At 75.4% G+C, this 14,104-nt stretch carries 13 protein-coding genes; 2 read left to right on the top strand and 11 right to left on the bottom strand.

All coding sequences use genetic code 11. From position 1 onward, the window contains the following. Positions 1-41: 41 nt before the first annotated feature. On the bottom strand, positions 42-1,019 hold the full coding sequence (locus GCU67_RS03320) for a serine/threonine dehydratase (protein WP_338104738.1): 978 nt from the start codon (positions 1,017-1,019) through the stop codon (positions 42-44). A 73-nt stretch (positions 1,020-1,092) separates the two neighbouring features. Between GCU67_RS03320 and GCU67_RS03315 the strand changes: the two genes are divergently transcribed. After that, positions 1,093-1,251 carry a hypothetical protein gene (locus GCU67_RS03315; protein ID WP_163609669.1) on the top strand — a complete coding sequence of 53 codons (159 nt, stop codon included), beginning with the start codon at positions 1,093-1,095 and terminating at the stop codon, positions 1,249-1,251. 112 nt (positions 1,252-1,363) lie between these two features. After that, positions 1,364-2,035 carry a nicotinamide riboside transporter PnuC gene (gene pnuC, locus GCU67_RS03310; protein WP_163609668.1) on the top strand — a complete coding sequence of 224 codons (672 nt, stop codon included), beginning with the start codon at positions 1,364-1,366 and terminating at the stop codon, positions 2,033-2,035. 82 nt (positions 2,036-2,117) lie between these two features. Here the strand turns inward: pnuC and GCU67_RS03305 are convergent, their stop codons facing one another. The 10 genes from GCU67_RS03305 to mug form a co-directional block, all read right to left on the bottom strand. Next, a complete protein-coding gene (locus tag GCU67_RS03305) occupies positions 2,118-3,800 on the bottom strand; it encodes a helix-turn-helix domain-containing protein (RefSeq protein WP_163609667.1) in 1,683 nt (560 codons plus the stop codon). A gap of 47 nt (positions 3,801-3,847) precedes the next feature. Continuing rightward, complete coding sequence (locus GCU67_RS03300) at positions 3,848-4,672, bottom strand: class I SAM-dependent methyltransferase (RefSeq protein ID WP_163609666.1); 825 nt, start codon at positions 4,670-4,672, stop codon at positions 3,848-3,850. A gap of 116 nt (positions 4,673-4,788) precedes the next feature. Further along, positions 4,789-5,796, bottom strand: a complete 1,008-nt coding sequence (locus GCU67_RS03295; RefSeq protein WP_163609665.1) for a sugar phosphate isomerase/epimerase family protein — start codon at positions 5,794-5,796, stop codon at positions 4,789-4,791. Further along, the gene (locus GCU67_RS03290) at positions 5,796-6,983 is read right to left on the bottom strand and encodes a Gfo/Idh/MocA family protein (RefSeq protein WP_163609664.1); all 1,188 of its coding nucleotides are present in this window, start codon (positions 6,981-6,983) and stop codon (positions 5,796-5,798) included. Before GCU67_RS03290 ends, GCU67_RS03295 begins: the two co-directional genes overlap by 1 nt. A 63-nt stretch (positions 6,984-7,046) precedes the next feature. Further along, on the bottom strand, positions 7,047-8,105 hold the full coding sequence (locus GCU67_RS03285) for a substrate-binding domain-containing protein (protein ID WP_163609663.1): 1,059 nt from the start codon (positions 8,103-8,105) through the stop codon (positions 7,047-7,049). An 80-nt stretch (positions 8,106-8,185) separates the two neighbouring features. Beyond that, on the bottom strand, positions 8,186-9,331 hold the full coding sequence (locus GCU67_RS03280; protein ID WP_163609662.1) for an ABC transporter permease: 1,146 nt from the start codon (positions 9,329-9,331) through the stop codon (positions 8,186-8,188). Next, a complete protein-coding gene (locus tag GCU67_RS03275) occupies positions 9,328-10,905 on the bottom strand; it encodes a sugar ABC transporter ATP-binding protein (protein ID WP_338104737.1) in 1,578 nt (525 codons plus the stop codon). The genes GCU67_RS03280 and GCU67_RS03275 overlap by 4 nt, the downstream gene beginning before the upstream one ends. A 172-nt stretch (positions 10,906-11,077) precedes the next feature. Continuing rightward, positions 11,078-12,268 (bottom strand): ROK family protein, encoded by a 1,191-nt coding sequence (locus GCU67_RS03270; RefSeq protein WP_163609661.1) that lies wholly within the window; start codon positions 12,266-12,268, stop codon positions 11,078-11,080. 152 nt (positions 12,269-12,420) lie between these two features. After that, complete coding sequence (locus GCU67_RS03265) at positions 12,421-13,491, bottom strand: flippase-like domain-containing protein (protein WP_163609660.1); 1,071 nt, start codon at positions 13,489-13,491, stop codon at positions 12,421-12,423. A 66-nt stretch (positions 13,492-13,557) separates the two neighbouring features. Further along, positions 13,558-14,070, bottom strand: coding sequence for a G/U mismatch-specific DNA glycosylase (mug, locus tag GCU67_RS03260; protein WP_338104736.1), 513 nt, complete (start codon positions 14,068-14,070; stop codon positions 13,558-13,560). Positions 14,071-14,104 lie beyond the last annotated feature (34 nt).

Raw genomic sequence — 14,104 nt, 5'->3', positions numbered from 1 at the left:
TCGGCCCCGGGGGGCCATGTCGGCCGACATGGCCCCCTGGGTCACCGCGCTGGCTGGACGCCGGTGCCGAGGTCGGCCGGGTCGGCGTTGGCGCCGCAGATGACGACCCCGACCCGCTCTCCCGCCGCCGGCACGTAGGCACCCGACAGCAGCGCTGCCAGCGCGGTCGCCCCGCCCGGCTCGGCGGCGACGTGCAGGTCCTGCCAGAGCAGGTGCCGGGCGGCCCGGACGGCGTCGGTGTCGACGAGCACCGCCCGGACGCCGGTGGCCCGCGCCGTGGCGAAGCCGTGGCCACCGATCCGCCGGGCGCCGAGGGCGTCCGAGGCCAGGCCCGAGACCTCGACGTCCACCGGGCGACCGGCGGCAAGCGCCGCGGACAGGGTCGCCGTCCCGTGGGTCTCGACGGAGACGACCCGGACCGCGCCGGCGTAGTGCGCGGCGATCCCGCCGATCAGCCCGCCGCCGCCGGTGGCCACCAGCACGGTGTCCAGGTCCGGGGCCTGCGCGGCCAGCTCGCGGGCCACGGTGCCCTGCCCGGCGACGACGTCCCGGTCGTCGTAGGCGTGCACGAACAGCGCGCCCGGCTCGCCCGCCCGGGTGCTGCTGGCCGCAGCGGCCTCGGCGTAGGAGGAGCCGGCCAGCACGACGGTGGCCCCGCGCTGCCGGATGCCGGCGATCTTCACCGGCGGGGCGGTCTCGGGCACGTACACCTCGGCCGGGACGCCGAGCTCGCGGGCGGCGTGGGCGACCGCCAGGCCGTGGTTGCCACCCGAGGCGGTGACCACCAGCTCGGGCAGCTCGGGGGCGGCGAGCAGCCGGTTGAGCGCACCGCGGGCCTTGAACGACCCGGTGTGCTGCAGCTGCTCCAGCTTGAGCACCACCGGGAACCGGCCGCCGTCCAGCGGCACCTCCCACGAGACGGTGGGGGTGCGCCGCACCCGCCCGCCGAGCCGGGCGCCCGCCGCCTCGACCTCCGCCCGGGTCACCGGCGCGGGCAGGGTCGGGTCCTCGGTCGTCACGGCGGGGAGGCTAGTTCCCCGGCGAGGCTGGTCCGGTGCGTGGGCACCGGCCCGGTTGGGCACCGGGCCCACCATGGACGACGCCCGCGAACCCGCCGCCGGACCCTACGAGGACGACCCCGAGCTCGGCGGCTCCCCGAACAGCCTCCGCTCCCCCGACGCGATCGACGACCCCGAGGACGACGCCGAGGCCGACCTCGCCGCCGACATGGAGGACGGGCACGCCACCTGACCCCCGCGCGGGAAGATCCTGAGCCTCCGCGGTGCTGACCGGGCCGGACGGGCGTCGCGACCGGCGCGCTGCGTCCCGGCACGGCCGTGCCGAGGACCGCGGAGGAACTGAGATGGGCTGGCTGCTCGACGCACACGTGCACGTCCTGGGTGCCGACGTCCTCTGGCGGGAGATCATCGGCAACGGGATCGGGCTGGCCAGCGCGGTGCTGGGCATGAACCGGCGGACCGCGGCCTGGCCGGTCGGCATGATCGCCAACGTGCTGCTGTTCACCGTCTTCCTGGGCGGGGTCTTCGCCACCCCGCAGGACACCGACCTCTACGGGCAGGCCGGCCGCCAGGTGCTCTTCTTTGCCGTCAGCGCCTACGGCTGGTGGCGCTGGCACGCCAACCGCGCCGCCGGCTCCGGCGCACCCGCGGTCGAACCGCGCTGGGCGACCGGCCGCGAGCGGCTCACCCTGCTCGCCGCCACCGCCGCGGGGGTCGCGGTGGCGTGGTGGGCGCTGACCCGGCTGGGCAGCTTCGGCCCGCTCGCCGACGCGTGGATCCTCGTCGGCAGCATGCTCGCCACCTACGGCATGGCCCGTGGCTACGTGGAGTTCTGGCTGGTCTGGGTGGCCGTCGACGTCGTCGGCGTGCCGCTGCTGTTGCGCGCCGGCTACTACCCCTCGGCCCTGCTCTACGTCGTCTACGGCGCCTTCTGCGTGGTGGGCTTCCGGGCCTGGCTGAGGCTGCGGCGCGCCCCGCAGCCGGCCACCGACCCGCAGCTTGAGGCGATCGGCTGACCCGGCGACGGGCGCCGCACCGCCCGTCACCGGGGTCGGGCACGGTGCCGCGGGGCGGATCGGATCGAGCACGGGCAGGACGTCAGCGCGGCGCGGTCCCCACCGTCGGCCGGCGCGGGTCGGCGTAGGCGGCGGCGGCCTCGGCCCGGTTGCGGGCTCCCAGCTTGGCGAGGATGTGGCTCACGTGGTGACCGGCGGTCTTCTCGCTGATCACCAGGGCACGGGCGATCCCGGCGTTGGTCAGCCCGCGGGCCACCAGCGCCAGCACCTCCTCCTCGCGGGCGGACAGCTCGCCGCCGACCCGGGCCCGGCGGGCCACCGGCACGCCGCACCCCCGCAGCACCGCGGCCGCGGTGTCGGCCGCGCGGGCGGCACCCAGCCCCCGGAACACCGCCAGCGCCGCCCCCGCCTCGGCCGCGGCGGTGCCCGGGTCGTCCGGGAGCACCGCCCGGGCCAGCGCCAGCCGGGCGTGCGCCGACTCGAACGGCATCAGCAACGCGGTGGAGTCGCGCAGCGCGCACCGCGCCGCCTCGGCCGCCTCGGCAGGCCGGCCGGCGGCGAGGGCCACCGCCGCGCCGGCCAGCTCCGCCCGGGCCGTCAGCAGCCGGATGCCGGTCGCTTCGGCCAGCGCGGCGAGCTCCCCGGCCGCCACCCCGGCGCCCGGGACGTCGCCGGCGGAGAGCCGGGCGTGCACCAGCGGCGACAGCAGCCCACCGGTCAGCACCGCGTCGTCCGACGCCGCCCGCAGCCCACGCTCGAGCAGGGTCTGCGCCTGCCGTGGCCGGCCGTCGGCCAGGTGAAGCAGCGCCAGCGCCCGCAGCGCCGCCGGGTGCTCCTCGCGGCCGGCGAGCAGCCGCTCGGCGTCCTCCAGCCGCCCCTGCTGGACCCGGAGCTCCGCCAGCGAGGCGACGGTCGCCGCGCTGATCTCGGGGAGGTCCGGCACCTGCCTGGCCAGCGCGTCCTGCAGCGCCACCTCGGCGTCGGCCCACCGGCCACCGGCCAGGAGCAGCTCGGCGTGCGCCGTGCGGCAGGCCCCGAACAGCGGGGCGATCGAGCGGGTGCGGGCGTAGGTCTCGACGTGCTCGCACCACTCGGTCGCCCGGGTCCACTCCCCCGCCATGGCGCAGCCCAGCACCAGGTTGCAGTACGCCTCGCCGAGCGTGTGCACGTCCCAGGGCCGGTCCGCCGTCGCGGCCGCCATCGCCTCCTCCAGCAGCAGCATCCCGGGCTCCGGGTGCCCGGCCTGGACCTCGGCCCGGCCCAGCAGGCTGATCGCCAGCACCTCCAGGTCGGGGTCACCCGTCGCCCGGGCGACGCCCAGCGCACCGGTGGCGGCGCGGGACCGCTCGGCCACCGTCGTGGCCTGTCTCGCCCGCTCCACCGCCACCCAGCCGTGGCCCGCGCAGACCGGCACGCCGGCCAGCACCCGCTCGGCCCGCGCCAGCCAGCCGCGCGCCGCGGAGCTGCGACCGCCCAGCAGGTGCTGGTGGGCGACCCACACGGCGCACCGCGCGGCGTCGGCGCAGCGGCCGGCGCGCACGTGCCCGGCGAACGCCTGCTCCCGCAGCGCCACGGCCTCCGGGACGCGCCCGAGGAACCACAGCACCTGCGCCAGCCCGTCCCGGGCCTCGGCCTCCGTACCGCCGACGTCGGCGACCGCCGGGTCCAGGGCAGCGGCGAACGCCGAGCGGGCGGACTCCCAGTCCGCCCGCTCGAGCGCGCGCCTGCCGGTCTGGAGCAGCGCGACCGCGTCGCGTCCCTGCATCGATCGAGTGTGGCACCGGTCGGGCCCGTCGAGGAGGCCGTGCGCCCTCAGCGGCGGGTGCCGACGGCGAGCAGGTACTGCATCTCGAACCGGGCCTGCTCCGGCGTGCCCCGGTCCCACTCCCGGCAGAACGCGGCCAGCGCGGCGTCGAAGTCGAGCTCGCGACCGTCGAGGGCCGCGTTCGCCCGGGCCGCGATGGCCGGCCCGTAGCAGGAGGTGAAGTGCCGGGCGTAGTCGATCGGCTGCTTGAACGCGGTGATCTCCAGCGTCTCCCGGGTCAGCGAGGCCCAGTCGACCCGGCCACCGACGAGCGCCCGCAGGTGCTCCTCGCTGCCCCACAGCGGCGGCGGCTGGGCACCGGGCGGCGGGGGCGCCATGAACGGCCGCATCGTGGCGAACAGTGCGCCGAGCATCCCCTCCGGCGTCCAGCTGAGCAGGGCGATCGTGCCGCCGGGGCGGCAGACCCGGACCAGCTCGTCGGCGGCGGCCTGGTGGTGCGGGGCGAACATGACGCCGATGCAGGAGAGCACGACGTCGGCGTGCGCCTCGGGGAAGGGCAGGTGCTCCGCGTCGGCCACGGCCCACTCCAGTTCCAGCCCGGCGATCTCGGCGCGCCGCTGGCCCTCGGCGAGGAGCTCGGGCGTCAGGTCGCTGGCGGTCACCTGCGCCCCGGTCGCGGCGGCGGGCAGCGAGGCGTTGCCGGTGCCGGCCGCGACGTCGAGCACGCGCTGCCCGGCGGTGACCCCGGCCGCGTGCACCAGGCGTGGGCCCAGCGGCGTCAGGAAGGTCTCGACCATGAGGGGGTAGTCACCGGAGGCCCACATCTTCCGGTGGCGGGCCTTGAGCTCGGTGTCGGCGATGGTGGTGGTCATGGTGCCGGTCCCCTCGGTCGGTCGGGTGGGAACACGAGCGTGGTCCCGCCGACCGGGCCGCCACATCGGGCGAACGCCCCATCCCTGCCCGCGCACGGCGGGCAGGGACGGAGCCCTCAGTTGCCGCTGGCGAAGGCCGAGTCGAACGACGCCGCCGGCGGGTCGAACGCCAGCCGGCGCACGAACTCCAGCGCCTCCGGTGCACCCACCAGCCGGTCCATCCCGGCGTCCTCCCACTCCACGGAGACGGGCCCGGCGTAGCCGATCGTGTTCAGCATCCGGAAGCAGGCCTCCCACGGGACGTCGCCGTGCCCGGTGGAGACGAAGTCCCAGCCGCGCCGCGGGTCGGCCCAGGGCAGGTGGGAGCCCATCCGGCCGTTGCGGCCGTTGCCGACCTGCTTCTTCGCGTCCTTGCAGTCGACGTGGTAGATCCGGTCCTTGAAGTCCCACATGAACCCGACCGGGTCCAGGTCCTGCCAGACGAAGTGGCTGGGGTCCCAGTTCAGCCCGAAGGCCTCCCGGTGCCCGATCGCCTCCAGGGTGCGCACCGTCGTCCAGTAGTCGTAGGCGATCTCGCTCGGGTGCACCTCGTGGGCGAACTTCACGCCCACCTCGTCGAACACGTCGAGCACCGGGTTCCAGCGGTCGGCGAAGTCGGCGTAGCCGGCCTCGATCATCGAGTCCGGGACCGGCGGGAACATCGCCACGGTCTTCCAGATCGAGGAGCCGGTGAAGCCGACGACGACGTCGACGCCGAGGGCCCGGGCGGCGCGTGCGGTCGCCTTCATCTCCTCCGCGGCCCGCTGCCGGACGCCCTCGGGGTCGCCGTCGCCCCAGACCCGCGGGTGCACCATGCCGCGGTGCCGCTCGTCGATCGGGTCGTCGCAGACGGCCTGGCCGTTGAGGTGGTTGGAGATGGCGAACACCTGCAGGCCGTGCTGCTCGAGCAGGTCCAGGCGGCCCTTGGCGTAGGCGTCGTCCTCGGCGGCCCGGACGACGTCGAGGTGGTCGCCCCAGCAGGCGATCTCGAGGCCGTCGTAGCCCCAGCCCGACGCCAGCCGGCACACCTCCTCGAACGGCAGGTCGGCCCACTGGCCGGTGAACAGGGTGACGGGGCGGGGCATCAGTGCGCTCCTTCGATGGGGGTCCAGGTGGAGCGGTCGGCGGCGCTGCGCTCGACGGCGTCGAGCACGCGCTGCACGGCCAGCCCGTCGGCGAAGGACGGCGTGGGCTGCTCCCCGGCGGCCAGCGCGGTCACCAGGTCCACGACCTGGTGGGTGAAGCCGTGCTCGTAGCCCAGCCCGTGCCCGGCCGGCCACCAGGCGGAGACGTAGGGGTGCTCGGGCTCGGTGACCACGATCCGCCGGAAGCCCGCCGTCTCCGCCGGCTCGCTGCCGTCGAAGAAGTGCAGGACGTTCATGTCCTCGAAGTCGAAGGCCAGGCTGCCGGCCGAGCCGTTGACCTCGATGCGGATGGCGTTCTTGCGGCCCAGGGCGAACCGGGTCGCCTCGAACGTGGCCAGCGCCCCGCCGCTGAACCGGCCGAGGAAGACCGCGGCGTCGTCGACGGTGACCTCGCCCATCCCCTCCCCGCCGACCCCGCCGAGGGCACCGGTGCTGGCCGGCAGCGGGCGCTTGCGGACGAAGGTCTCCAGGACGGCGCTGACGCCGGTGAGCGTCTCGCCGGTGAGGAACTGGGTGAGGTCGACGATGTGCGCACCGATGTCGCCGAGCGCGCCGGAACCGGCCTTGTCCTTCTCCAGCCGCCACGACATCGGGGCGGCCGGGTCGGCGATCCAGTCCTGCAGGTACTGCGCGCGGACGTGCCGCACCTGCCCGATCCGGCCCTCGGCGACCAGCCGGGCGGCCAGCGCGACCGCCGGCACCCGCCGGTAGGTGAAGCCGACCATCGCCCGCACCCCGGAGGCCGCGGCCTCGGCGGCAGCGGCGGCCATCGCCTCGGCCTCGGCGACGGAGTTGGCCAGCGGCTTCTCGCACAGCACGTGCTTGCCGGCCCGCAGCGCGGCGATGGCGATCTCGGCGTGGCTGTCGCCGGGGGTGCAGATGTCGACCAGGTCGACGTCGTCGCGCTCGATGAGCCGGCGCCAGTCGGTCTCGGTGTCCGCCCAGCCCAACCGGTCGGCCGCCGCGGCGACACCGGCGGCGTCCCGGCCGCCGAGCACGGTGAGCTCGGGGCGCAGCGGGAGGTCGAAGAAGCGGGGCGCGGTGCGCCACGCCTGGGAGTGGGCCACGCCCATGAAGGCGTAGCCGATCATGCCGACGCGCAGCGGCGGCCGGGAAGCTGAGGTCATGCAGGAGCTCCAGGGAAGAGGGGCCGGGCACCGCGGATGCCCCCGCGGTACCCGGCCGGCCGGTCAGGACTCGAACGCGCTGTCGAGGTACTGGTCGACGTTGTCCTTGGTGACGACCGGGGCGTTGAGCACGATCTGCCGCGGGATCTCCACCTCGGACAGGTCCGACAGGTTCTTGCCCTGGGCGATCAGCCGGGCCAGCCGCACGCCGTCGGCCGCCTGGGTGGAGGGGTAGATGACCGTGGCCTTGAGCACCGAGTCGTCGGCCTGGATGCTGCGCATCGCGTTGGCCGAGCCGGCGCCGCCGACCATGAAGAACTCGCTGCGGCCGGCGTTGTTGATCGCGGCCAGGACGCCGACGCCCTGGTCGTCGTCGTGGTTCCAGATGGCGTCGATCTGCGGGGCGGCCTGCAGCAGGTTCGCCGCGACCTCCTCGCCGGACTCCACGGTGAACTCCGCGGCGACCCGGTTGTCGACGTCCAGACCGCAGTCGGCCAGCGCGTCGGAGAAGCCCTTGCTGCGGTCCTGGGTCAGCGGGAGGGAGTCGATGCCGGCGATCTCGGCGACCACGGCATCGGGCTTGTCGGCCAGCTGCGAGCAGACGTAGGTGCCGGCCGAGACGCCCATGCCGTAGTTGTCGCCCAGTACGGTGGCGCGGGCGGCGAAGGGGCTGCTGAACTCACGGTCGACGTTGATCACCGGGATGCCGGCGTCCATCGCCTTCTGCGCGACCGGGGTCAGCGCGGCGCCGTCGAAGGGCAGCAGCACGATGGCGTCGACGCCGTCGTTGATGAACGTCTCGACCTGGCTGATCTGGGCGCTGACGTCGTTGGTGCCCTCGGCGACGACGAGCTCGACGTCCTCGTAGCGCTCGTCCTCGGCGCGGGCGGCCTCGGTGATGCCGGCCATCCAACCGTGGTCGGCGGCCGGGGCGGAGAAGCCGATCCGGACGGTGTCGCCGGGGTCGTCGTTCGCGCTGGCGGCCTGGGCGGCGCCGCTGCCGGCGGCGGCCGGGGCCTCGGCGGTGTTGCTGGTGCACCCGGTGACCAGGGCCGTGGCCCCGACCGCACAGACGGCGGTGGTCATGGAACGGCGGAACCGGCGCTGCTTCGTTGCAGACATGGTCTCTCCTCGCGGATCGCCCTGGCGCCGAACGGCCAGGTGGTCGGTGTGTGGGGTGGAGCGGTCGGGCGGTGGAACGGTCAGGCGGTGGGGCCGGCGGCCGCACCGGGGGTCGGGGAACCGGACGGGCTGCCCGGGATGGAGGTGCCGGCCGAGGCCGCCGTGCCGCCACCGCGGAGCCCGCGCTGGCGGGAGGCGCCCGCGGCCACCCGCTGCTGCAGCAGGACGGCGACGACGATGATCACGCCCTTGGCGACCGCCTGCGCGGAGCTGGACAGGTCGTTGAGGGTGAAGACGTTGCTCAGCGTGGTGAAGATCAGCACGCCGATCACGGTGCCGACGATCGTGCCGCGGCCACCGATGAGCAGCGTGCCGCCGATGACCACCGCGGCGATGGCGTCGAGCTCCAGCAGCGTGCCGTGGGTGGAGCTGCCGGTCGTCGTCCGGGCCATGAGCATCACCGCGGCGATGCCGCAGGTGACGCCGGAGAGCACGTAGAGCCAGACGGTGTGCCGCTGCACGCGGATGCCGGCCAGCCGGGCCGCCTCGGCGTTGCCGCCGACGGCGAAGGTGCGCCGGCCGAACGTCGTCCGGTTGAGCAGCACCCAGCCGGCGACGGCGACGAGGGCGAACAGGATCACCAGCGTCGGGACGCCGAGCACGTCTCCGCCGAAGAAGGAGATGAAGCTGGTGTCCTGGACGATCTGGGTGCGCCGGTTGGCGATGATCTCGGCCAGCCCGCGGGCGGCGGCCAGCATGGCCAGGGTGGCGATGAAGGCGACGAGCTTGCCGTAGGCGATGACCACGCCGTTGACGAGCCCGCAGACCGCCCCGACCAGCAGCGCGGTGCCCACCATGAGGATCCAGTGCGTGTCGGCGGCCATGGTCTGGGTGGCCAGGGTCGTCGCCCAGATGGAGCTGAGCGCGACGATCGCCCCGACCGACAGGTCGATGCCACCGCCGATGATCACGAAGGTCATGCCCACGCTGACCACGCCGGTGACCGCGGCCGCCCGCAGGATGGTCACCACGTTGTCGACGTCGGCGAAGCGGTCGCCGGCGCTGACCACCCCGGCGACGCAGAGCAGGACGAACCCGACGACCAGGCCCAGGTTGCGACCCAGCGGCCCGGCGAGCAGGCCCGGCCCCCCGCCGCGGTCGGGACGGACGCCGGCCGCCCCTCCGGTCGCGCCGCCGGGGGCCTTGGTGGTCGTGGTCTGGCTCATGCCGCGTCTCCTTCTCGTGCGGCGCCCGCCGTGGACGCTGCTCCCTGCATGACCGCTCCCTGCATGACGAGGTCGAGCACCCGGTGCTCGTCGAGTGCCTCGGCCGGGCTGCTGGCGACGATCGCGCCGTCGGCCACGACCAGCACGTGGTCAGCCAGGCCGAGGACCTCGGGGATCTCGCTGCTGACCACGACCACGGCCACCCCGCGGTCGGCCAGGGCGCGGATCAGCGCGTAGATCTCCGAGCGGGCGCCGACGTCGACCCCGCGGGTCGGCTCGTCGAGCAGCAGGACCTTGCAGTCCCGCAGCAGCCAGCGGGCCAGCACGACCTTCTGCTGGTTGCCGCCGGACAGCGTGCGCACCTCGCGGGCCACGTCGACCGGGCGCAGGTCGAGTGCCTCGGCCTGGTCACGGGCCGCCTGCTTCTCCGCGCTCCCGGAGAGGAACCCCCCGCGGGCGAACCGGCCGAGCGAGGAGATCGTGATGTTGCGGTAGATCGGCTCACCGAGCAGCAGGCCCTGGCTCTTGCGCTCCTCGGGGGCCAGCCCGACCCCGGCGCCGACCGCACCGGCCACGTCCCCGGCACGCAGCCGGCGGCCGGCCACCCGGACCGTGCCGGCGGTGGCCCTGCGCGCCCCGTAGACGGTCTCCAGGATCTCCGACCGGCCCGACCCGACGAGCCCGGCCAGGCCGAGCACCTCCCCTGGCCGGACGGTGAAGGAGACCCCGCCGAAGCTGCCGGCCAGGGCCAGGCCCTCGACCTCCAGCAGCGGGGCGGCCGTCGGGTCGGGCAGCTCCCGGCGCGGCGGGAAGACGTACTCGATGGTGCGCCCGGTCATGAGCGTGATGACGTCGCGGGTGGAGGTGCTGGCCGCCGGCAGCCCGGTGGCCACGGTCCGGCCGTCCTTGAGGACGGTGATCCGGTCGCCGACCTCGCGGATCTCCTCCAGCCGGTGGGAGATGTAGACGACGGCCACCCCGGTGGCGGTGAGGTCGCGGATGACCTGGAAGAGGTGGTCGACCTCCTCGCTGTCGAGCACGGCCGAGGGCTCGTCCATGACGATGAGCCGGGCGTCCTGGGACAGCGCCCGGGCCATGCTGACCATCTGCTGCTGGGCGGCCGACAGCGACCCGACCTCGGCGGTGGCCCGGATCTCGGGGTGCCCGAGCCGGGCGAGCAGGGCCCCGGCGGCGCGGTTGGCCTCGGCCGGGCGGGTGAGCCCCAGCCGGGACTGCTCCCGGCCGAGGAAGACGTTGTCGGCGACGGTGAGGCCGGCGACCAGGTCCAGCTCCTGGTAGATCGTGGCGATCCCGAGGGACATGGCCGCCTGCGGGTCGCCCAGGGTGACCGGGGCGCCGTCCCAGGTGATCTGGCCCTCGTCGGGCTGGTGCGCCCCGGCCAGCACCTTGATCAGCGTCGACTTGCCGGCGCCGTTCTGGCCGAGCAGGCAGTGCACCTCGCCGGGCCGGACGTCGAGGTCCACACCGTCGAGCGCGCGGACGCCGGGGAACTGCTTCACGATGCCCTGCATCGTCAGCAGGGGCGTCTCCACGGAGGGTGGGGCGGACTGCACGGGACCAGCTCCTGACTTTTGCTCAGCGTTGAACAGAAGTGCGTCAGGCAGGACCGTATGTCCCAGCTCACACCGCGGTCAAGGAGGTCACGCGGCGTTGCTCAATCGTGATCCGGGCACGCGGGGACCACGCACCCCCGAACGGTCCGGAGGAGGCGGTGAGGAGCGCGGCTCAGCGGCCGGCGGCGGCCGGTCCGTCGGCGCGGCCCGCGGGGGTGACGGCGTCCTCGTCCAGGTAGCCCTCGATGGCCATCAGCGCGGCACCCAGCCGGCCGGACATGGCCGGTGCGTCGCTGACCGTGATCTCCAGCGCGCGGGCCGCCAGCGGCAGGGACCGGCCGTAGACCGCCTCGCGGATGCCGGCCAGCAGCGGCGCACCGGCCTGGGCAACACCGCCGGTCATCACGATCCGGTGCGGGTTGAAGAAGTTGACCAGGGCGGCCAGCACGGTGCCGATGGTGCGGCCGGCGTCGCGCACCAGCTCCAGCGTCGGGCCGTCGCCGTGCCGGGCGAGCTCCAGCAGTTCGCGGGTCGAGGTCACCGGCAGCCCGGCGGCGACGGCGGCGCGCAGCAGCGCCCCTCCCCCGGCGATGGCCTCCAGGCAGTTCTCGTTGCCGCAGCGGCAGACGACCGGCTGCCCGTGCGGCGGCGGGACCGAGATGTGCCCGATGTCCCCGGCGCTGCCCTGGGCGCCCCGGTAGACCCGGCCGTCGACGATGATCCCGCAGCCTATGCCGGTGCCGACCTTGACCACCAGCACGTCCTCGTCGGACCCGGCGATGCCCATCTCGCCCAGCGCCATGACGTTGACGTCGTTGTCGGCGTACACCGGGCAGTCGTAGCGGGCGAAGGTGCTGGGGATGGGGTAGTCGTGCCAGCCGGGCATGATCGGCGGGTGCACCGGCCGGCCGGTGGAGAACTCCACCGGCCCGGGCACGCCGACGCCCACCGCGCACACGTCCGCGGGGGTGAGCCCGGCCTCGGCGAGCACCTGCTGGGCCAGCCGGTCCACCTCGGCCAGCACCGCGGCGGGCCCCTCGGCGATGTCGATCGGGTGGCCGACGGTGGCCAGCACCTGCGCCGACAGGTCGGTGACCGCGACGTCGACGCTGGTGACGCCCAGGTCGACGGCCAGCACGCAGCCGGCGCGGCCGTTGAACTCCAGCAGCGTGGGCGGCCGGCCGCCGGTGCTGCCGCCGCGCCCGCCCTCGGCGAGCAGGTTCGCCGCGATCAGCTGGTCCACCCGCGCGGTGACGGTGTTCCGCGAGGCGCCGGTCAGGGCCACCAACTCGGCCCGGCTGCGCGCACGGCCGGTGCGCACGTGACGCAGCAGCGCGCTCGCGGAGGCAGAGGGGTGCGCCACGCCGCCATGGTCGCACGGGGTGAGGCCCCGGTGTCGGGTCCTGCAGCGCCCCACTGCCGCATCGCACCGTCGGCGCCGGGCCGTGCGAGCCGGTCCGGACACGGGCCGGCCCGCGGGACCACCGGCGCGACGGCGCGGGCGACCGGGGGTGGTCAGCCGGGGTCGCGCGTCGTGGCGGCCGGGCGCGGGGTGACGATCAGGCACAGCGCGCCGATCGCGGCCGGCAGCCACAGGCTGACCAGGCGGTAGACCACCACCGCCGGGACGGCCTGGCTGGCCGGCATGCCGGCGGCCACGAGCGCGGAGGCCAGCGTCGCCTCGACCACGCCGATGCCGCCGGGGGTCAGCCGCACGGAGGTGGCCAGGGCGCCGGCGGCCCAGGCCAGCAGCAGTCCCTGCCACGGCACCGGTGCCCCGACGGCGACGATGGCCAGGGCCAGGCTGCCGGCGTCGAGGACCCAGTTGCCCAGGGAGAACAGCCCGGCGCCCACGCTGCGCCCGGCGCTGAGCCGGTAGGAGCCCAGCGAGGCCAGCAGGTCGACGATCCGGGAGGCCACGTTCGTCCCCCGCAGCGCCGGCACCCAGCGGCCCAGCACCCGGGCACCCCGGCCCAGGACGCGCCCGACCAGCTCGCGGGTCGGCTCGTGCCGGATCGCCAGGACGGCGGCCAGCACCGGTACGGCGCCGGCCGCGGTGGCCGCGAACGCGCCCAGCGCGCCGATCGTCGAGCCGGTCACCGCCAGGCCCACCGCGATGACGAGGGCCAGCGTCACCGTCGAGGAGATCCCGGTCATCGCCAGCGCCCAGCCCACCAGGGCGGTGCTGTTGCCCAGGTGGTGCCAGCGCCGGTAGGTGTAGGCGGCGCTGGCCGCGGCACCCGCGACCGGCAGCCCGAGGGAGATGGCGTTGCCCGCGTAGTTGGTGCCGCTCACCGCCCGCAGGTCACCGTTCCCGCCGCCGGCGCGCAGCAGCAGCCGCTGCAGGTGCGCCACGCACTGGAAGGACACGAGCTGGACGACGGCAGAGGCCAGCACCCACCGCCACTGGACGCCGCCGAGCTCGGACACCCAGCCGGCGACCCGCTCGTGGTTGACCAGCCCGGCGGTGAGCAGCGCAGCGAGCACCAGCACGGTGAGGACCGGCCGCAGCCACGGGCGCCGGGCACGGGACCGCCCGGCGGGGTCGACCGCACCGGTGGTCTCCGCCGGCACGGGTGCGTCCACCGGCCCATCCTCCCCGACGCCGACCCGGTGGACCTCGCGCGAACGGGTGAACAGTTGTCGTACCGGTCACGCTCCGGCAGGTCGGAGCTCCCCGTAGAGCCGGGCCAGGTCGGCCAGCTGGTGGTGGGCGTTGAGCCCACTGGGGTTGGGCGCGACCCAGGTGTCGACCCCACCGATCCGCTCCGGCTGCAGCCCGAGCACCGCCTTGGGCCGCTCGAACGCCCAGCGCCAGGCGGTCACCCCGAGGACGGCGAGCACCCGCGGCCGGTACTGCGCCACCAGGGCGGCCAGCACCTCGCCGCCGGCCCGCAGCTCCTCGCGGCCGAGCTCGGCCGCCGTCCGGGTGGGCCGGGCGACGAGGTTGGTGACGCCGAGCCCGTAGCGGAGCAGCTCGGCGTCCTCGTCGGGGGCGAGCCGGCGCGGGGTGAGCCCGGCCAGGTGCAGCGCCGGCCAGAAGCGGTTGCCCGGCCGGGCGAAGTGGTGGCCCACCTCGGCCGAGCGCAGCGAGGGGTTGATCCCGCAGAACAGCACGTCGAGGCCCGGGCCGACCACGTCGGGCACGGGCTGGGCACCGGTCACGGCCACCAGTGTGCTGCGCGGCCCGGGCGGCCCC

The organism is Modestobacter muralis (genome assembly GCF_010682105.1).
Taxonomy (GTDB): domain Bacteria; phylum Actinomycetota; class Actinomycetes; order Mycobacteriales; family Geodermatophilaceae; genus Modestobacter; species Modestobacter muralis.
This window is presented reverse-complemented; position numbering and strand designations above follow the sequence as displayed.

What these genes read in the sequence shown, in the direction of transcription:
- GCU67_RS03315 (WP_163609669.1), top strand. Translation starts at nt 1,093, where the DNA reads ATGGACGACGCCCGCGAACCCGCCGCCGGACCCTACGAGGACGACCCC.
- pnuC (WP_163609668.1), top strand. Translation starts at nt 1,364, where the DNA reads ATGGGCTGGCTGCTCGACGCACACGTGCACGTCCTGGGTGCCGACGTC.
- GCU67_RS03305 (WP_163609667.1), bottom strand. Translation starts at nt 3,800, where the DNA reads ATGCAGGGACGCGACGCGGTCGCGCTGCTCCAGACCGGCAGGCGCGCG.
- GCU67_RS03300 (WP_163609666.1), bottom strand. Translation starts at nt 4,672, where the DNA reads ATGACCACCACCATCGCCGACACCGAGCTCAAGGCCCGCCACCGGAAG.
- GCU67_RS03295 (WP_163609665.1), bottom strand. Translation starts at nt 5,796, where the DNA reads ATGCCCCGCCCCGTCACCCTGTTCACCGGCCAGTGGGCCGACCTGCCG.
- GCU67_RS03290 (WP_163609664.1), bottom strand. Translation starts at nt 6,983, where the DNA reads ATGACCTCAGCTTCCCGGCCGCCGCTGCGCGTCGGCATGATCGGCTAC.
- GCU67_RS03285 (WP_163609663.1), bottom strand. Translation starts at nt 8,105, where the DNA reads ATGTCTGCAACGAAGCAGCGCCGGTTCCGCCGTTCCATGACCACCGCC.
- GCU67_RS03280 (WP_163609662.1), bottom strand. Translation starts at nt 9,331, where the DNA reads ATGAGCCAGACCACGACCACCAAGGCCCCCGGCGGCGCGACCGGAGGG.